Annotated in this window: 15 protein-coding genes; 8 read left to right on the forward strand and 7 right to left on the reverse strand. The window is 69.8% G+C overall.

Annotated features, from left to right (window positions below; translation table 11 throughout):
* Positions 1 to 55: 55 nt before the first annotated feature.
* Both IW248_RS33680 and IW248_RS08665 read left to right on the forward strand, forming a co-directional pair.
* On the forward strand, positions 56 to 682 hold the full coding sequence (locus IW248_RS33680; protein WP_196926499.1) for a restriction endonuclease: 627 nt from the start codon (positions 56 to 58) through the stop codon (positions 680 to 682).
* Positions 683 to 912: 230 nt separating this feature from the next.
* Positions 913 to 1,845 carry an HNH endonuclease gene (locus tag IW248_RS08665; RefSeq protein ID WP_124819901.1) on the forward strand — a complete coding sequence of 311 codons (933 nt, stop codon included), beginning with the start codon at positions 913 to 915 and terminating at the stop codon, positions 1,843 to 1,845.
* 262 nt (positions 1,846 to 2,107) lie between these two features.
* Here IW248_RS08665 and IW248_RS32970 read toward each other — a convergent pair whose 3' ends face one another.
* Positions 2,108 to 2,401 (reverse strand): DivIVA domain-containing protein, encoded by a 294-nt coding sequence (locus IW248_RS32970; RefSeq protein WP_307787858.1) that lies wholly within the window; start codon positions 2,399 to 2,401, stop codon positions 2,108 to 2,110.
* Between the two features lie 312 nt (positions 2,402 to 2,713).
* Between IW248_RS32970 and IW248_RS08675 the strand changes: the two genes are divergently transcribed.
* The 4 genes from IW248_RS08675 (at position 2,714) to IW248_RS08690 (ending at position 5,749) form a co-directional block, all read left to right on the forward strand.
* The gene (locus IW248_RS08675; RefSeq protein WP_030490587.1) at positions 2,714 to 2,953 is read left to right on the forward strand and encodes a winged helix-turn-helix domain-containing protein; all 240 of its coding nucleotides are present in this window, start codon (positions 2,714 to 2,716) and stop codon (positions 2,951 to 2,953) included.
* A 417-nt stretch (positions 2,954 to 3,370) separates the two neighbouring features.
* A complete protein-coding gene (locus IW248_RS08680; protein ID WP_196926502.1) occupies positions 3,371 to 3,628 on the forward strand; it encodes a hypothetical protein in 258 nt (85 codons plus the stop codon).
* Positions 3,629 to 3,994: 366 nt separating this feature from the next.
* Positions 3,995 to 4,564 (forward strand): carboxymuconolactone decarboxylase family protein, encoded by a 570-nt coding sequence (locus IW248_RS08685; RefSeq protein ID WP_231396234.1) that lies wholly within the window; start codon positions 3,995 to 3,997, stop codon positions 4,562 to 4,564.
* 186 nt (positions 4,565 to 4,750) lie between these two features.
* Positions 4,751 to 5,749: a DUF559 domain-containing protein gene (locus IW248_RS08690; RefSeq protein WP_231396235.1), complete on the forward strand. Its 999-nt coding sequence runs from the start codon at positions 4,751 to 4,753 to the stop codon at positions 5,747 to 5,749.
* 74 nt (positions 5,750 to 5,823) lie between these two features.
* Here the strand turns inward: IW248_RS08690 and IW248_RS08695 are convergent, their stop codons facing one another.
* Positions 5,824 to 6,666 carry a hypothetical protein gene (locus IW248_RS08695; RefSeq protein WP_196926503.1) on the reverse strand — a complete coding sequence of 281 codons (843 nt, stop codon included), beginning with the start codon at positions 6,664 to 6,666 and terminating at the stop codon, positions 5,824 to 5,826.
* Between the two features lie 245 nt (positions 6,667 to 6,911).
* On the opposite strand from IW248_RS08695, the gene IW248_RS08700 reads away from it, so the two are divergent.
* Complete coding sequence (locus tag IW248_RS08700) at positions 6,912 to 7,361, forward strand: ribonuclease domain-containing protein (protein ID WP_240639442.1); 450 nt, start codon at positions 6,912 to 6,914, stop codon at positions 7,359 to 7,361.
* Between the two features lie 18 nt (positions 7,362 to 7,379).
* The gene (locus tag IW248_RS08705; protein WP_196926505.1) at positions 7,380 to 7,745 is read left to right on the forward strand and encodes a barstar family protein; all 366 of its coding nucleotides are present in this window, start codon (positions 7,380 to 7,382) and stop codon (positions 7,743 to 7,745) included.
* A gap of 76 nt (positions 7,746 to 7,821) precedes the next feature.
* Here the strand turns inward: IW248_RS08705 and IW248_RS08710 are convergent, their stop codons facing one another.
* The 5 genes from IW248_RS08710 to IW248_RS08730 form a co-directional block, all read right to left on the reverse strand.
* A complete protein-coding gene (locus IW248_RS08710; protein ID WP_196926507.1) occupies positions 7,822 to 9,315 on the reverse strand; it encodes an FAD-binding oxidoreductase in 1,494 nt (497 codons plus the stop codon).
* A gap of 149 nt (positions 9,316 to 9,464) precedes the next feature.
* The gene (locus IW248_RS08715) at positions 9,465 to 10,190 is read right to left on the reverse strand and encodes an HD domain-containing protein (RefSeq protein ID WP_196926509.1); all 726 of its coding nucleotides are present in this window, start codon (positions 10,188 to 10,190) and stop codon (positions 9,465 to 9,467) included.
* A gap of 119 nt (positions 10,191 to 10,309) precedes the next feature.
* Positions 10,310 to 11,524 carry a Gfo/Idh/MocA family protein gene (locus tag IW248_RS08720; protein WP_307787861.1) on the reverse strand — a complete coding sequence of 405 codons (1,215 nt, stop codon included), beginning with the start codon at positions 11,522 to 11,524 and terminating at the stop codon, positions 10,310 to 10,312.
* A complete protein-coding gene (locus IW248_RS08725; protein WP_196926510.1) occupies positions 11,514 to 13,007 on the reverse strand; it encodes a mannitol dehydrogenase family protein in 1,494 nt (497 codons plus the stop codon). Before IW248_RS08725 ends, IW248_RS08720 begins: the two co-directional genes overlap by 11 nt.
* Complete coding sequence (locus tag IW248_RS08730; protein ID WP_196926512.1) at positions 12,998 to 14,302, reverse strand: enolase C-terminal domain-like protein; 1,305 nt, start codon at positions 14,300 to 14,302, stop codon at positions 12,998 to 13,000. Before IW248_RS08730 ends, IW248_RS08725 begins: the two co-directional genes overlap by 10 nt.
* Positions 14,303 to 14,325 lie beyond the last annotated feature (23 nt).

Raw genomic sequence — 14,325 nt, forward strand, 5'->3', positions numbered from 1 at the left:
GCACTACCGAAGGCGGCGCACGGGCAGCATTCGGCGCAGATCGACGGTCCGCCGCGTGTCCGGTGGCGGCAGATCTGCCAACGGCTGGGTTCTAGCACTGTGTGCCGTCGTCGTTTTCCTGCTCGTTCGCATGGTCATCGATTTCGTGCAGCGGCACCCATACTGGTCCGCTCTCCTGGCGAGCCTCGTCGTAATGGCGGCGGCCACGGTGGGTCTTGTCGTGTCGAAGCAGCGTGCCCGCGAGCGGGCCGACCAGGCCCAGCGGGACAGGCTGATCGCGGTGACCGACACGATGAGCGGCCCCGAGTTCGAGCAGTGGTTCGCCCGGATCCTGGTCGCGTCCGGGTTTCGGAACGTGACGGTGTGCGGTGGCTCCGGCGACCGGGGAGCGGACGTCCTGGCGATCGCCCCCGACGGCCGACGCGTGGTGGTGCAGTGCAAGCGGCAGAGCCCCAACAACCGGGTCGGCAGTGCCGCGATCCAGCGGTTCGCCGGCACCTGCCGAGACATCCACGGTGGCGAGATCTGCATGCTCGTGACGAACAGCTTCTTCACCGCGGGCGACGGTATTCAGATAGCCCGGCAGCTCAACATCACGCTCGTCGACCGGGATGCGCTGGAAATGTGGTCCTGGACGGGAAGACCAGCGCTGGGGTCCGTCACGGGAGGCGGATCGCACTGACGCAGAACGTCGGGGCAAAGGCTGGCGGGGCTTGACCGTGCTGGTAGCCACGGCCTCGTAAGCGAGCTTTTGATGCTGCTTGCAGCGCTCCTCGGCGTCTTGGTCGGCACGATCCTCGCCACCTCGCTGGCGCGATTGAATGTTTGTGAGGACAGCGGCCGCCGCGACGCGCGCACAGGTGACCGTTCAGGTGGTGGCGTGTAGATCCTCTTTGATCCACGCTGTTCGTTGTGAAGGCCTTCGTGGGGGTGACTGACGAGAGGTGGTACCGCTTCCTTGCGGAGCGTCCCGCGCTGAACGAGGTCAACTTCTGGCGGCCCTCCGGCGGTACATTTCGGGCTCTCACTCCAGGCGAGCCCTTCCTGTTCAAGGCACACTTTCCGCTGAACCGGGTGGTGGGCGGCGGCTTCTTCAGCGGCTTCACGCAGCTGCGGATCTCCGAGGCGTGGGAGCTCTTCGGCGAGGCCAATGGAGCTTCGAGTATCGACGAGATGCGCCGCAGTGTCGGGCGCTACCGCAAGCAGGCGATCGGTGCAGGGGAGGATCCGATCATCGGCTGCATCTTCGTCCGGGACGTGACCTTCTTCCCCGACGAATCGACTGTCGATCCACCGCCAGCGTTCGCGTCGAATGTCGTACAGGGCAAGACCTACAACCTGGCCGACGCCGATACGGCGTCGTACTTCGATCTGCTGATCCACCGTCTGATCGGGACGACGGCGGCGGTTGACCTGAGCGGGCCCTGGCATCGTCCCGGACCCGTCTACGGAGACCCGCGACTGGTGCCCCAACGGCTCGGGCAGCAGTCATTCAAGGCGGTGGTCCTGGGAGCCTACGGCCGGCGTTGTGCGATCACCGGCAACAGGGTCCAGCCCGTGCTGCAGGCCGCGCATATCCGCCCGCTCCCGCTGGGGGGCGAGCATCGGCTGGACAACGGCCTGTTGCTCAAGTCCGACGTGCACATCCTCTTCGACCGTGGCTACCTGGGCGTCGATCCGAAGCACCGCCTTCTGGTCAGTCCGCGGCTTCGCAGCGAGTTCGGCAACGGCGACCAGTTCTATGCGAAGGCGGGCGAGCAGATCGCTTTGCCAGAACGACGCCGCGACCGGCCGCGTGCTGATTTCCTCGAATGGCACCTCGACACCGTCTACAAGGCGGCTTGATCCAGTTCTGCCCGCGCTAAGCGAGGCTCGGGTTGATTCGGTTGCCCGGACGCCGTTAGGCCGGCTAGTTGGACGTAGACCTCACGTTTGGCTGTCGCGTTGCCTCGGCGGTTGAGGACGTAGCCCGTCAACCAGATCCAACCTTCGTACGTTGGTCGGTCGCAGACTGAGACGACGCGGAAGGTCAGGGCACGATCCCCGGCGAACTGCACAGACGCTCGGCCGTCGATGACGAGCAGGTCGCCGGGGGAGGGACGCGCGGTCACCAGTGGCCGGAATTGTGGTGGTGCTTCTGCGGTGGCGGGCACTCCCGCGCGTGCATCGTCTGCCAGTCACGCAGCGCCCGCTTGATCCGGTCGTTCTCCCGGCTGAGCAGCCGTACCGTCTCGTTGAGCATGGTTAGCTCGTCGGCCACCCGGGCCTGGAACTCGCGTACCTCATCGGGGTCGACGCCGCGCCGACACGCGGCGAACGCGCGGGTCCGCACCTCGTGCGGCGTCAACCTGCCTGGGTAGCCGGCGGGGTAGGGCTGGCCACCTCGATACACCTGAGCCACGACGATCCTCTCTGAGGGCAGGCGGGAGCGCGGAAGGTCCTTGTGGTGGGTCTGGAAGGGCGGGTCGTCCGCTCGGGGGCCGCGGGCGACCCGCCCGCTCCGCCGCCGCAGCCCCATTCAGCGGTACGACAGCAGGGCAGTCCGGTGGGTCGGGACGGGCACACGCACCCGCCCCGACCAGGGGATGAGCCGAACTCGTTGCCACGCGAGGATCGGCCCGAAATCAACATAGCTAGACATGTCAGATGAGTCAACGCTGCTTGTTAGGCGTGTCGCGGTGTGATCAAATCGGGTTGCCACGCGAGGAGTGCCATGCGAGAAGTGCCGGATTACTGGCGCATCGCCGATGATGTGATCGCCGACGTCAGGTCGAAGAAGTTGAAGCCCGGGGACAAGCTGCCCTCAATCGCTGAGTTGCGTGCTCGCTACGACGTCAGCCACGGGACTGTGCAGATGGCCTACGCCCGGTTGGAAGCGCTGCGGGTGATTCGACGGCAGCAGGGCAAAGGCGTCTTCGTGACCGACCCGAAGACCTGGATGCGGGAGCCGTAGGTAGCGGGCCGGCTACTTACACGAGCCTTTTGGGTACCCCCGTCCCTTCCGCGGACGACTAAAGTCGGCGCGTGATCGACCGGGCGGGCTTCCGGGCCAATGTCACTCTGATCGCTACCCTCAGCGAACTTGCCGATCCGGCTCAACGGCACGACGACGCCTCCATTCGGTTACGGCCAGATCTGGACCGCACCGTGGTGCATCGGGCCATGTCAGGCGCAACCGCGGCTGACGCGTGTTCAGGGCGGATGCCCATTCGACGGAGATCGCTGGCGGATCGTCGCGGTAGCGCCGCCCGTTGTCGGGAGCCGAACCGCACGCGCCCATGCAAGCCTTTACTTTCACGAACTTCGATGTCCCGGTCTCGGCTCGACGCGGAGCCGCCATGCACCGTGGACGGTGATGTGAGGAGGCTTCATGCGCGGACGCAGATGGGCGACCCTGGTGACGGCGGTGGCGCTGGCGCTGGGCGGATTGGTCGGGTTCAGCGCCGCTCCGGCTGCGGCGGACCCGCCAGGCGGCACGCTGCGCAACGTCTACTCCGACGGTCAGTTCTGCAACAGCTACGGCAGTGAGGGTGTTCGGGCCGGCCTCTGGAGTCGGTACTACTGCGAGTACCGCCAGTACACCCCCAACGCCCCAGGCTTCTACTTCCTCTGGAGCTTCACCTCCTAGCGCTTACCTGCTCGGACGGGCGTTCTCGGACCCGATTGGCCGCCGCCGGGTCGACCAGACCGGCGGCGGTCATCCGCCACGGGATAGGTGGCTACGTAGCTGATCCGTCGGTGCGGGCGCAAGACCGAGGCTTCGTCGACCGGTGAGGTGGCTCGTGCCGGATTCCAGGTCACACGCTAGGAACGGTGGCGCGCGGGTTTGGGCGCACAGCATCCCTGCTGGTCGGCTCTCCTGGTGATCGGGTGTGAGGAAGGCCCGTCACCTGACGATCGTCGAGTGTCAGGGCCCCCGTGCACGGCCGATTTCCCGACAGCGTCCGCAGTCCCAACGGCGTACCGTCCCGGATCAAGCATGGGGAGGAGTCGGATGAGTTTCCTGCAGCAGGCAGAACAGTCGCCGGACACCGAGCGGATGTTCGATATCGATACGAAGGCGATGGGCTATCTGCCCAACTTCACCAGGTTGTTCGCCCACAACCCGGCGGTGTACGTGGCATGGCAGCAGCTCAACGGTGCGGTGAAGGCCGGGATGGAGCTGCGCCGCTATGAGTTGGCGACCCTCGCCGCGGCCCGGGCCCTGAAGTCGTCGTACTGCGGCCTGGCGCATGGAAAGGTCCTGCGCGACAAGTTCTTCGACGCGCCGACCGTCGCCGCCATCGCGTCGGACCACGGTAGCGCCGGTCTCTCCGCGCAGGAGGTCGCAGTAGTCAACTTCGCCGGTAAGGTCGCGGCGGATGCGAACTCCGTCACCGAGGCCGACGTCGCGGGCCTGCGCGGTCACGGTCTCGATGACGCGGACATCTTCGGCGTGATCCTCGCCGTTGGCGCCAGGTGCTTCTTCAGCACCGTCCTCAGCGCTGCCGGGGCCGAGCCCGATCCGCAGTACAACGAGAGCCTGGACGTGGATCTGCGGCAGGCGCTGAGCTTCGGCGGTTAGACCCAGAAAGAACGCCGACCAGTCTGTCCCAGCGTCAGTCGGCAGCGCGTTCAATGCCGCTTTGCCGAAGCGACTCGTCGTCGCCTCTCTGGCCTGATACTGGCGAGGCACCACGGGTCCGCATACCACAATCGAGATGCCTCCGGCGGCTGTCCACAGGTGCGTTGGCTGTCCACAGCGGCAGTCATGTCGGCAGTACTCGGTCGTACGCCGGGGCAGGGTGGGGCGGTGGACCCGAGGTTGCATGCTCTGCTCGTGCGGGGCAATGGGCTGGTCACTCGACGGGACATACTGCGGGCGGTCCCGGCCTGGACGATCCAGACCTCCCAGCGGGCTAATCGGCTAGTACGGCTGCTTCCCGGGATATACGGCGACCCCGCGCTGATCTGTCACGCCAACACCGACCTGCCGACGCTGGCCCGGGTCGAGCGGGACGTCGCCCGACGCGCTGCGCTGCTTTACGTCGATGGGCGTGGGGCGCTGAGCCGCCTGACCGCGCTCGACGTGTGGGGCCTACGCCGCCAGCCACTGGGGGAGCCGGTGTATCTCGACCTGCCGCGACGGTCAGGCCTGCGGGACCGGCCGCATCTTGTTGTAGCCCACCGGTCCGACTTCGCGGTCGCGCCGCCGCAGGTGGTGATCCGGGGAGGGTTGCTGGTCATTCGGCTCGACCGGACCCTGGTGGACTGTTGGCCGCTGTTGCCGCCGGTCGACCGATCGAGTCTGCTCATCCGTGCGGTCAACGATCGGATGACCACGCCGCAGCGCCTGGCCGCCGCCCTCGGCGAGGTGGCGAGAATGCCCGACCGTGGGGCACTGAGCGGTTTGCTGGATCGGCTCGCCGCCGGGTGCCGCAGCCCGTTGGAGATCTGGGGCCACGACCACGTCTTCACCGGGTCGGGAATGCCGACGTTCACCCGGCAGGCGCGGATACGGGTCGGTGCCCGGACGATCTACCTCGACATGTTCGCCGAGGCGGAACGGGTCAACATCGAGCTGGACGGCGCGACCAGCCACGGCGACCCGGCCGAACGCGAGATCGACCTCCGCCGCGACGCCCTGCTCGCCACCGTCGGCATCCTCGTCGTCCGCTTCAGCCACCGCCGCCTCACCACGGAACCGGTTCAGGTCCGCCAGGAGACCCTCTCCATTCTCGTCAACCGCACCCGCCCGATGATCAAGTGATGAGAAATAGGTCCCACAGGCCCTCCACACCTACTTTTCATCACTTGGTCATGGGGAGGCGGCGCGGCGGAGACCTACTCGGGGGTCGGCGGGACCGGGGCAGGGGTGGGAGGGGCGGGGGACCTGTTCGGGGGGACCCGGGCGGTCGGGTCGTTCGAGGCGTTGGCGTGACGGTGGAGGAGTTCGGCGATCCATCTCGCTGCTTCTCGCTGCGCGGTGAGCATGTGGTCGCGGGCGTCGGTCAGGTCATGGTCGTCCGCGTGACCATCCAGGATCGTCGCCCACTGGCGGCTGAGCTCCTCGGCGTACCTGGCCTTTCGGATCTGCTCGTCGAACTGGTATTCCAGCTTGACCAGGCGGTCGACGTGCGGCTGGAGCGCCGGCATGATCCGCTCGTCGAGTCGTACGGCGGCGTCGGGGCGGCAGGTGAGCGCGACATCGCCCCGCTGGTAGTGCCACAGGGGATCTTCGGCGAGCGCCCGCTGCAACGCCACCTCCAGGTCACCGGCACGGTGTGGGTGCAGGTCCCGGGCGGCGTCGGCGGCGAGCCGGGTCAGCCGCTGGATGGCGTTCGGTTGGAAGTACTGCACGTACCAGCTCAGCACCTCCGACCGCAGGCTCGCCGGCGACGACCAGGCGAACGTGGCGCGGATGTAGAACGAGTACACGTACCCGCGTGCCGCGACCGCGATCAGCCGGGGCGCGTCGCGTTGCTCGACGAGCGGACCGGACGGCGACGGTGCGGCAGCGGAGCCGACGGGCGCCTCGTCCTGGAGCGCGGCGACAAGCCGATCCCAGCTTCGCGCCCACCACCGCCAGCCGCGCACACCGGCGTCGCGGGCGATGGTCAACCCGCGTACGCCCCGGTGTCGCCACTGGTCCCCGGGCCTCGGCCTCCCGTCGGGGGCGTCCGTCATGGCACCCCTCCACGGTCACGGATCCGCTTTTCACGCTAACAACCGGTGACCGATTTGCCTGCCGCCACGCCGTCACCGAGCAGACGGCATATCGACACCAACCGGACTGAGGATCACTCAGGGTTAACCGAGCATTGTGGAGCAGTTGGGGTGCCGAAGGGTGTTGCCGTCGACCGGCAGCGGCGAGACTGAGTCCGGTCCGACAATCACGCGGATCGATAGATTGGATGGTCTGGAGGCAGCCTGTGTCCACCCTCGTGTCCCCGCTGGCCACGCTCGGCGCGATCCGCCGGCGTACCACCACCCTCGCCCTGCTCGTCGCCATGGTCGCCGCCGCGTTGGTCGGCCCGTCCGTGGTCTCCCCTCGGTTGACCGACCCGGCCTCGGCGGCGGTCTACAGCTCCTGCACCATGAGCCGCTGCGCGGACGCCCGCACCGCCCGTTCGGGCTGGTCCGCCAAGGGGTTCCCGACCAGCCGAGGCTGGTACTCCTGGAGCGGCGGGAAGTCCAACTTCGCCGGCGGCCAGTTCTACAACTACGAGGGTCAACTGCCCACCAACGCCACCTACTACGAGTACGACGTATACCCGCGCACCCAGGGCGCCGCCCGGGACGCGTACCGGATCGTGGTGAACCGCAGCACCGGGGTCACCTGGTTCTCACCCAACCACTACACCGACTTCTACCGACTCTGACCGATCAGGAGGAACGTGATGGTCGACGAGCACGCGGGTCGGGTGCCCGATTGGCTGATCGTCTGCCACGACGGCGGCCTCGACGTGCCCGGCGCGGTGGTGCTGGCCGGAGCGTCGACGCGGACCAGGGCCAGTTTGTTCGCCGCGCTCGCCGCCGTACTGGCCCTGCCGGCGTACCTGGGGGACACCTGGGACGCCCTCTCCGACGTGCTCCGGGACCGGCTCGACGCCGGTCCGCTCACAGTGCTGATCACCGACGCCGGTCAGCTGCTCACCGACGAGCCGACCGATCAGTACGGCCTGCTGATCGCCGTACTCGGCGACCTGGCCACCAGCGCCCCGCACCCGTTGCGCGTCATCCTCGACGAGGCCGCGCCGTCCTGACCGGCGATTCGAGCCCGCCGTCGGCGGCGGTGCCCGGCGGCGCGGGCGGTGCCACCCGCGCCGCCGGGCATCCGGGTCAGTGCGTCGCGGGCGGGATGCTCTGCTCGTACTGGAAGACGTTGTGCGGGTCGTACTTCGCCTTGATCTTGCGCAGCCGGGGGAAGTTGCGACCCCAGTAGGCCTTCTCCCACTCGGCCATGCCGATGTTCGGCACGTTGACGTAGGCGCCGTCCACGTAGGGCCGCAGGGCCTGGCTGAACTCGGCGATCCAGGTCTGGGCGATCGGGGTGACGGCGTCGTCACTGTCGGGTTCGCCGCGGGTGCCCCAGCCGACGCCGGGCTCGGAGTAGAAGAGCGCGTCGCGGTGCGGGAAGGCCGCGCCACCGAACGGCTCCTGTCGTTGCGCCCCCCTGCCGAACGCCTGGGTGAAGAAGTTGCTGTCGGGCGAGGGCGACTTCTCCATGAACTCACGGACGATGCTGACCGCCTTCGCCGGGAACGGCTCCCGGGTGAACTGGGAGAAGAACTTCCATTTCGCCGGCTCGTCCTCGTTGGGGATCTGGAAGTCGGCGTAGACGTCGCCCCAGTTGCCGATCTGCACGGTGACAGTGGGGTTGCCGATCGACAGGATCGGCGCCAGCAGCTTCCTGGCCTCTGCCTCCGATCCCTCCGCGAGCACCGCGAACAGCAGGATCTCGTCCGGGTGGACCTCGACCTGGGTGCCGAGGCGGGGGTCGGTGAACGGTCCGACACGCTGCCAGGCGTCGAAGACCTCGTGCAGGTCGCCGAGACCGGGCCAGGTCACCTGCAGGTAGGCGACGCTGGTGAGCGGGGCGACCTTGTAGGTCAGCGAGGTGACGATCCCGAAGTTGCCGTTGCCCGCTCCACGCAGCGCCCAGAGCAGGTCCGGGTAGTTCCACGGGTCCACCTCGAGCACCTTCGCCCCGTCAGCGCCCGCCGCGACGACGATCTCGGCGCCGATCAGGTTGTCGCAGGCCATCCCGATGTAGCGGGTGAGGAAGCCGAAGCCGCCGCCGAGGGTCGCGCCGGAGAGGCCCACGGTCCCCTCCGTGCCGGTCGTCGCCGCGAGGTCGTGCTCCCCGAGGGCGGTCACGGCCTCCGACTGGGTGAGCCCCGCGCCGACCTTCGCCACGCGAGCGGCGGTGTCGATGTGGACGTCCTTCAACTCGCTGACGTCGATCACGATGCCGTTGTCGACGTTCGACCAGCCTTCCAGGTTGTGCCGACCACTGCGGACCCGTAGCGCGACGTTGTGCTGCCGCGCCCAGGTGAGCGCGTTGACCACGTCCTGGGTCTCCTGGGCGAAGACGATGACCAGCGGATAGTGCACGAACAGCTCGTCCCAGCCGAGGCTGGCCTCCGGGTAGTTGGGGCTCTGCGGGCGGACGATCCGGCCGGTCAGCTGTGCCGGCGGGAACTTCGTGTCGGAAGGCCACCCGGGACCGTCTGCCGCGATGGCCGAGCTGCCGGCGATCATGCTCGGGATAGCGACCGCTCCGGCGCCGACGGCCGTCGCCCTGAGCAGATCACGACGGGAAAGGTCGCGCATGGTCCGAATCCTCTCGATTGGTGACACGCCCGAAAGATGAACCGAGAGGGAATTTTCCTCTCATCTGGCGCAAACCAACCGTAATGCCCAAGGCTTCCGGACGGATCTGAGAACTTGTCACGGAACCCGGTCGGGTGATCCGGTACGTGTCAACTCGGGGCGGGCTGGTCCAGGATGGCGCTGAACCGCTCCTCGGCGAGGTCGAGCTGGCCGAAGATGTGCCGCTTCACCGCGGGCGACAACGGGGTGTCCGGCCGGCCGATCAGGTCCCGGAACAGCGGCACCAGCGGCCGGTACTTCCGGGCCGACGAGATCACCTTCGGCCCGACGGTGTGGATCACGCCCACCCCGTTGTCGGTGAAGTCCGACACCTTGATCACCCGGGCCCAGGGCTCCCGGTCCAGACTGACCGCCAGGTGCTCCCGGTACTGCGCGTTGCGGTCCCGCTCGGGGTCGTACACCGGATTGGTGACCGCGGCGACCAGGGTGGCCACCCGTGGCCCGAACCGCGCCGCGAGCGCGGCCAGCGCGGCCCCGGTCGGGTCGGTGCCCGGGTTGCCGTCGGCCAGCTCGACCGGGTGGTCCTCGACGGCGTCGTGCAGCAGGCCGGCGACGATGACGTCCACGTCCCGCACCTGGTAGTGGTGCATCAACCGGATCGCCACCCGCAGCAGGTGGTTCAGGTACGGCTCGCGGACGCGTCGATCGTCGCGGTGCAGCTCGGCGGCGAGGTCGAGCGCGGCGGTCAACCGCGCCCGGGCGGCGTCGTCGAACTGCTGGACCTCCAGCCGGAAACGTTCCAGCAGGCCCGGTTCGCCGTGGATCTCGGTGATCGCGTGCATCGGCATGCTGCCCAGGTGCGGCGGGAAGTCCATGCGTCACTTATAGCCGATCTTCACCACATCGATGAGCCCGAACGTCGCCGACCCGACCCGACTGTGCGTGTTCTGTCCAGGCCGGGCGTCGGGACGAGTGGACAGTTTTTTGTGCCGGGCTATCCGGCCAACTCGGCGCGGTACGCGGCGGACGCCCACGGCACCGCCAACTCGCTCGGCAGCGCCCCCCGCTCCGCCGCCCGGCGCAACACGTCGACGACGCCCCGCAGGTGGCGGACCCGCTCCCCGCCCTCGCCGAGGGTGCTGACCAACTCGCCGTCGAGCAGCCGGGGCTCCGGCGCGGGCCGCAACGCGTCCAGCAGCGCGGTGAACGGGGCGGTACGGGCCAGCGGCGCGATCAGCGGCACGCCCACCGGGTCGAGCCGGTGGGCGAGCAGGTTCTCCAGCAACCCCCGCCGCCCCGGCACCCGGCGGGTCACCACGTCCCCGGGCAGGCGCAACCGGTCGGTCGGGTACTCCAGCACCGCCTGCCCCGTCGTACCTGTCACCACCACCTCGCCCGCCACGAACTCCTCGGCGGCCAGGGTCGCCGCCACCAGCACCGGCGGCCCGACGCGGAACAGGACCCGCAGCACGGCGGTGTCCTCCACCTCGATCGGCCGGACCCGGTAGCGTTCCACCTCGATCGCAACCGGCAAGGGCGTCGCCCCCGCGAGCGCCTCGGCGATCGCCAGGCACTGCATCACCGCGTGCGCGAACGGGTTGGCGAGCGCGCCGTCCAACACCGGCCGGCCGTCCAGACTCCGTCGACCGGCCCAGGGGGAGCGGGCGTAGTAGGCGTCCGGCCGTTGCCAGGCGGCGATTGTGGATATGCCGGTGACAGTGCCCAGTCGGCCGGCGGCCAGCGCGTCGGTCAGCGCGGTGAGGGCCGCCGAGCCGAGCGCCTGAAAGCCGACCTGGGCCACCCGGCCGGCGGCGGTGAGGGCCCAGGTCAACTCCTCGTGTTCGGCCAGCGACAGCACCGGCGGCTTCTCCAGCAGCAGGTCCGCGCCGGTGGCCAGGGCGTCGCGGGCGATCGCCAGGTGGGTGTGCGGCGGCGTGCAGATCACCACCACCTCCGGCCGGGTGGCGGCGAGCATCGCCCGGTGGTCGGTGAACACCGCCGCCCCGGGCGGCACCGGGGCGGCCGGGTCGTCCTCCACCGGCCGTACGTCGACCAGGGCGACCAACCGCAGCCGACCGGCGGCGTGCAGGGGCGCGATCACCCGCCGGTGCCAGCGACCGTGCCCGTTCGCCCCGATCACCGCCACCCGGGTCGGCGGTGCGGCCCCGTTCACCGCCGCCCGGCCACTGTCGACCCGGTCACCGGGCACCGGCCAGGGTGGCCTCGACGCCGTGCCGTTCCAACGCGGTCAGCCAGGCGATCACGTCGGCGCGGACCTCGTCGTCCTCGGCCACCTCCACCGGGATGACCTCGCGCAGAGCGAAGACCGCGTCGACAGCGCCCGTCGGGCTCTGCGCTCCGGCATCCAGCGCGGCCCGGATCGGCCCGGCCAGTGGGTCCTGGAAGGGCAGCGGCCGACCGTCGTCCGCGTACCCCAGCGCGAAGCGCAACCAGGACGCCACGACCAGCGCGCCCCAGCGCGCGGACCGCCCGGCCGCGCGCAGGTCGGCGATGGTGTGCAGGACGCGCTGCGGCAGCTTCTGGGAGCCGTCGAGGGCCACCTGGAGGGTGCGGTGGTGGATCGCCGGGTTACCGAACCGGGCGAGGGCCTGCTCGCCGTAGTCGACCACCCGGACCCCGTCCGGCGGGGTGAAGCTGGCCGCGACGTCCTCGGCGATCAGCCGGCGCAGCACGTCTCGCAGGTGCGGGATCTCCAGCGCGTCGGCGATCGTCTCCCGACCGGCCAACGCCCCGAGGTACGCGATGGCCGAGTGCACGCCGTTGAGGGCGCGCAACTTCAACCGCTCCCACGGGCCGGCGTCGTCGGTGAGCACCGCGCCGGCGAACTCCCAGCCCGGTCGTCCACCGGGGAAGTCGTCCTCGATCACCCACTGCGCGTACGGCTCGGCGGCCACCGCCGCCAGGTCGGTCACGCCGAGCGCCCGGCGGGCCGCCTCGATCGTCTCCGGGGTGCTGGCCGGCACGATCCGGTCCACCATGGTGCCCGGGCAGGTGACGTTGCCGGCCACCCACTCGACCAGCCCGGCGGGCACACCGCCGGCGCGGCCGACCGCCTGGTCGAGCATGCCGCGCAGCCGCCGACCGTTGGCCGGCAGGTTGTCGCAGCTCACCAGGGCCACCGGCCCGGCGTCCGCGGCGGCCCGGGCGGCCAACCCGCGCAGCAGCAGCCCCGGCACCGTGGTCGGCGCTGCGCCGCCGGCCAGGTCCGCGGCGAGCGCCGAGTCCGGGGACAGCTGGCCGGTCACCGGGTCGAGTTGGTACGCCTTCTCGGTGACGGTCAGGGTCACCACCCGGACCGCCGGGTCGGCGAGCAGCGCCACCACGGCGTCCGGGTCGCTGGGCGCGTGCCGTACGCCGCTGAGGGCGCCCACCACCCGGGTGGCACTGCCGGCGGCGGAGAGCGCGCTGACGCTGAAGAGGTTGTCCTGCGCGGCGATCGCCTCGACCACGGCGGAGCTGCGCGGGGCGACGGCCACGATGCCCCAGTCACCGCCGGCCGCGCCGACCGCCGCCTCGGTGTAGACGGCCTGGTGGGCCCGGTGGAACGCGCCCAACCCCAGGTGTACGACGCCGGTCGGCACGGTGCCCGGCCGGATCAGCGGGCGGGCCTCGGCGGGCAGCCGGCGCAGCATGCCCAGGCCGAGCCGGGAGGCCCCGACGGTCACCGCCATGCCGGACCGTCCGGGAAGCGGAACTCGGCGATCGAGGCGGGCTTCATGGTGGCGCTGTAACCGGGCCGCTCGGGCAGCAGGTAGCGGCCACCGCGGGTCCGTACCGGATCGACGAAGTGTTCGTGCAGGTGGTCGACGTACTCGATCATCCGACCGTCCAACCCGGTGCCCACCCGCAGGTAGTCGAAGATCGCCAGGTGCTGGACGTACTCGCAGAGGCCCACGCCGCCGGCGTGCGGGCAGACCGGTACGCCGAACTTCGCCGCCAACAGCAGCTCGGCCAGGACCTCGTTGACGCCACCGACCCGGCAGGCGTCGATCTGCATGACGCCGATCGCCTCGGCCTGGAGCAACTGTTTGAAGATCACCCGGTTGGCGGCCACCTCGCCGGTGGCGACCCGGCAGCGGCCGGCGGTCAGCTCGCTCACCGCTCGGGCGATCCGGGCGTGCCCGAGGATGTCGTCGGCGTGGGTGGGCTCCTCGATCCAGTACGGGTCCACCTCGGCCAGCGTCGCCATCGCGGTGATCGCCTCGTCGACGTCCCAGACCTGGTTGGCGTCCATCATCAACAGCGCGTCCGGGCCGATCTCCTCCCGGATGATCCGGGCCCGCCGCAGGTCGTCGGCGAGCGGGCCGCCGACCTTCATCTTCATCGCCCGCCAGCCGTCGGCGTACGCCTGCCGGGTCAGTGCCCGCACCTTGTCGTCGGGGTAGCCGAGCCACCCGACCGAGGTGGTGTACGACGGGAAGCCACTCTGCTCCAGCTCCGCGAGCCGACCGTCCCAGCCGATCAGTCCCTTGTCCAGGATGGCCGCCGCCTCGTCCGGGGTGAGGGCGTCGGTGATGTGCTTGAAGTCGACGCTGGCCACCAGGTCGTCGGTAGGTAGCTCGGCGAGGAAGCGCCACATCGGCTTGCCGGCCAGTGTGGCCCGCAGGTCCCACACCGCGTTGACCAGCGCGCCGGTCGCCATGTGGATGACGCCCTTCTCCGGGCCCAGCCAGCGCAGCTGCACGTCGGCGCTGAGCGAGCGCCAGAACGCCACCGGCTCGGCGGTGATCTCCTCGATGGTGCGTCCCCGCACGTGGTGCGCCAGGGCGCGCACCGCCGCGCAGGTGATCTCGTTGCCCCGGCCGTTGGTGAAGGTGAACCCGGCACCGGTCGGGCCGGCGTCGGTGCCCAGCTCCACGTACGTCGCCGAGTAGTCACCCCGGTTGATCGCGTCGGAGCCGTCGCCCCGGGCGGCGGTCGGGAACCGCACGTCGTGCACCTCGACGGAGGTGATGGTGACCGTCACTGAGCCTGCCTTTCGTTCGCGAC

This window comes from Micromonospora ureilytica (genome assembly GCF_015751765.1).
Taxonomy (GTDB): domain Bacteria; phylum Actinomycetota; class Actinomycetes; order Mycobacteriales; family Micromonosporaceae; genus Micromonospora; species Micromonospora ureilytica.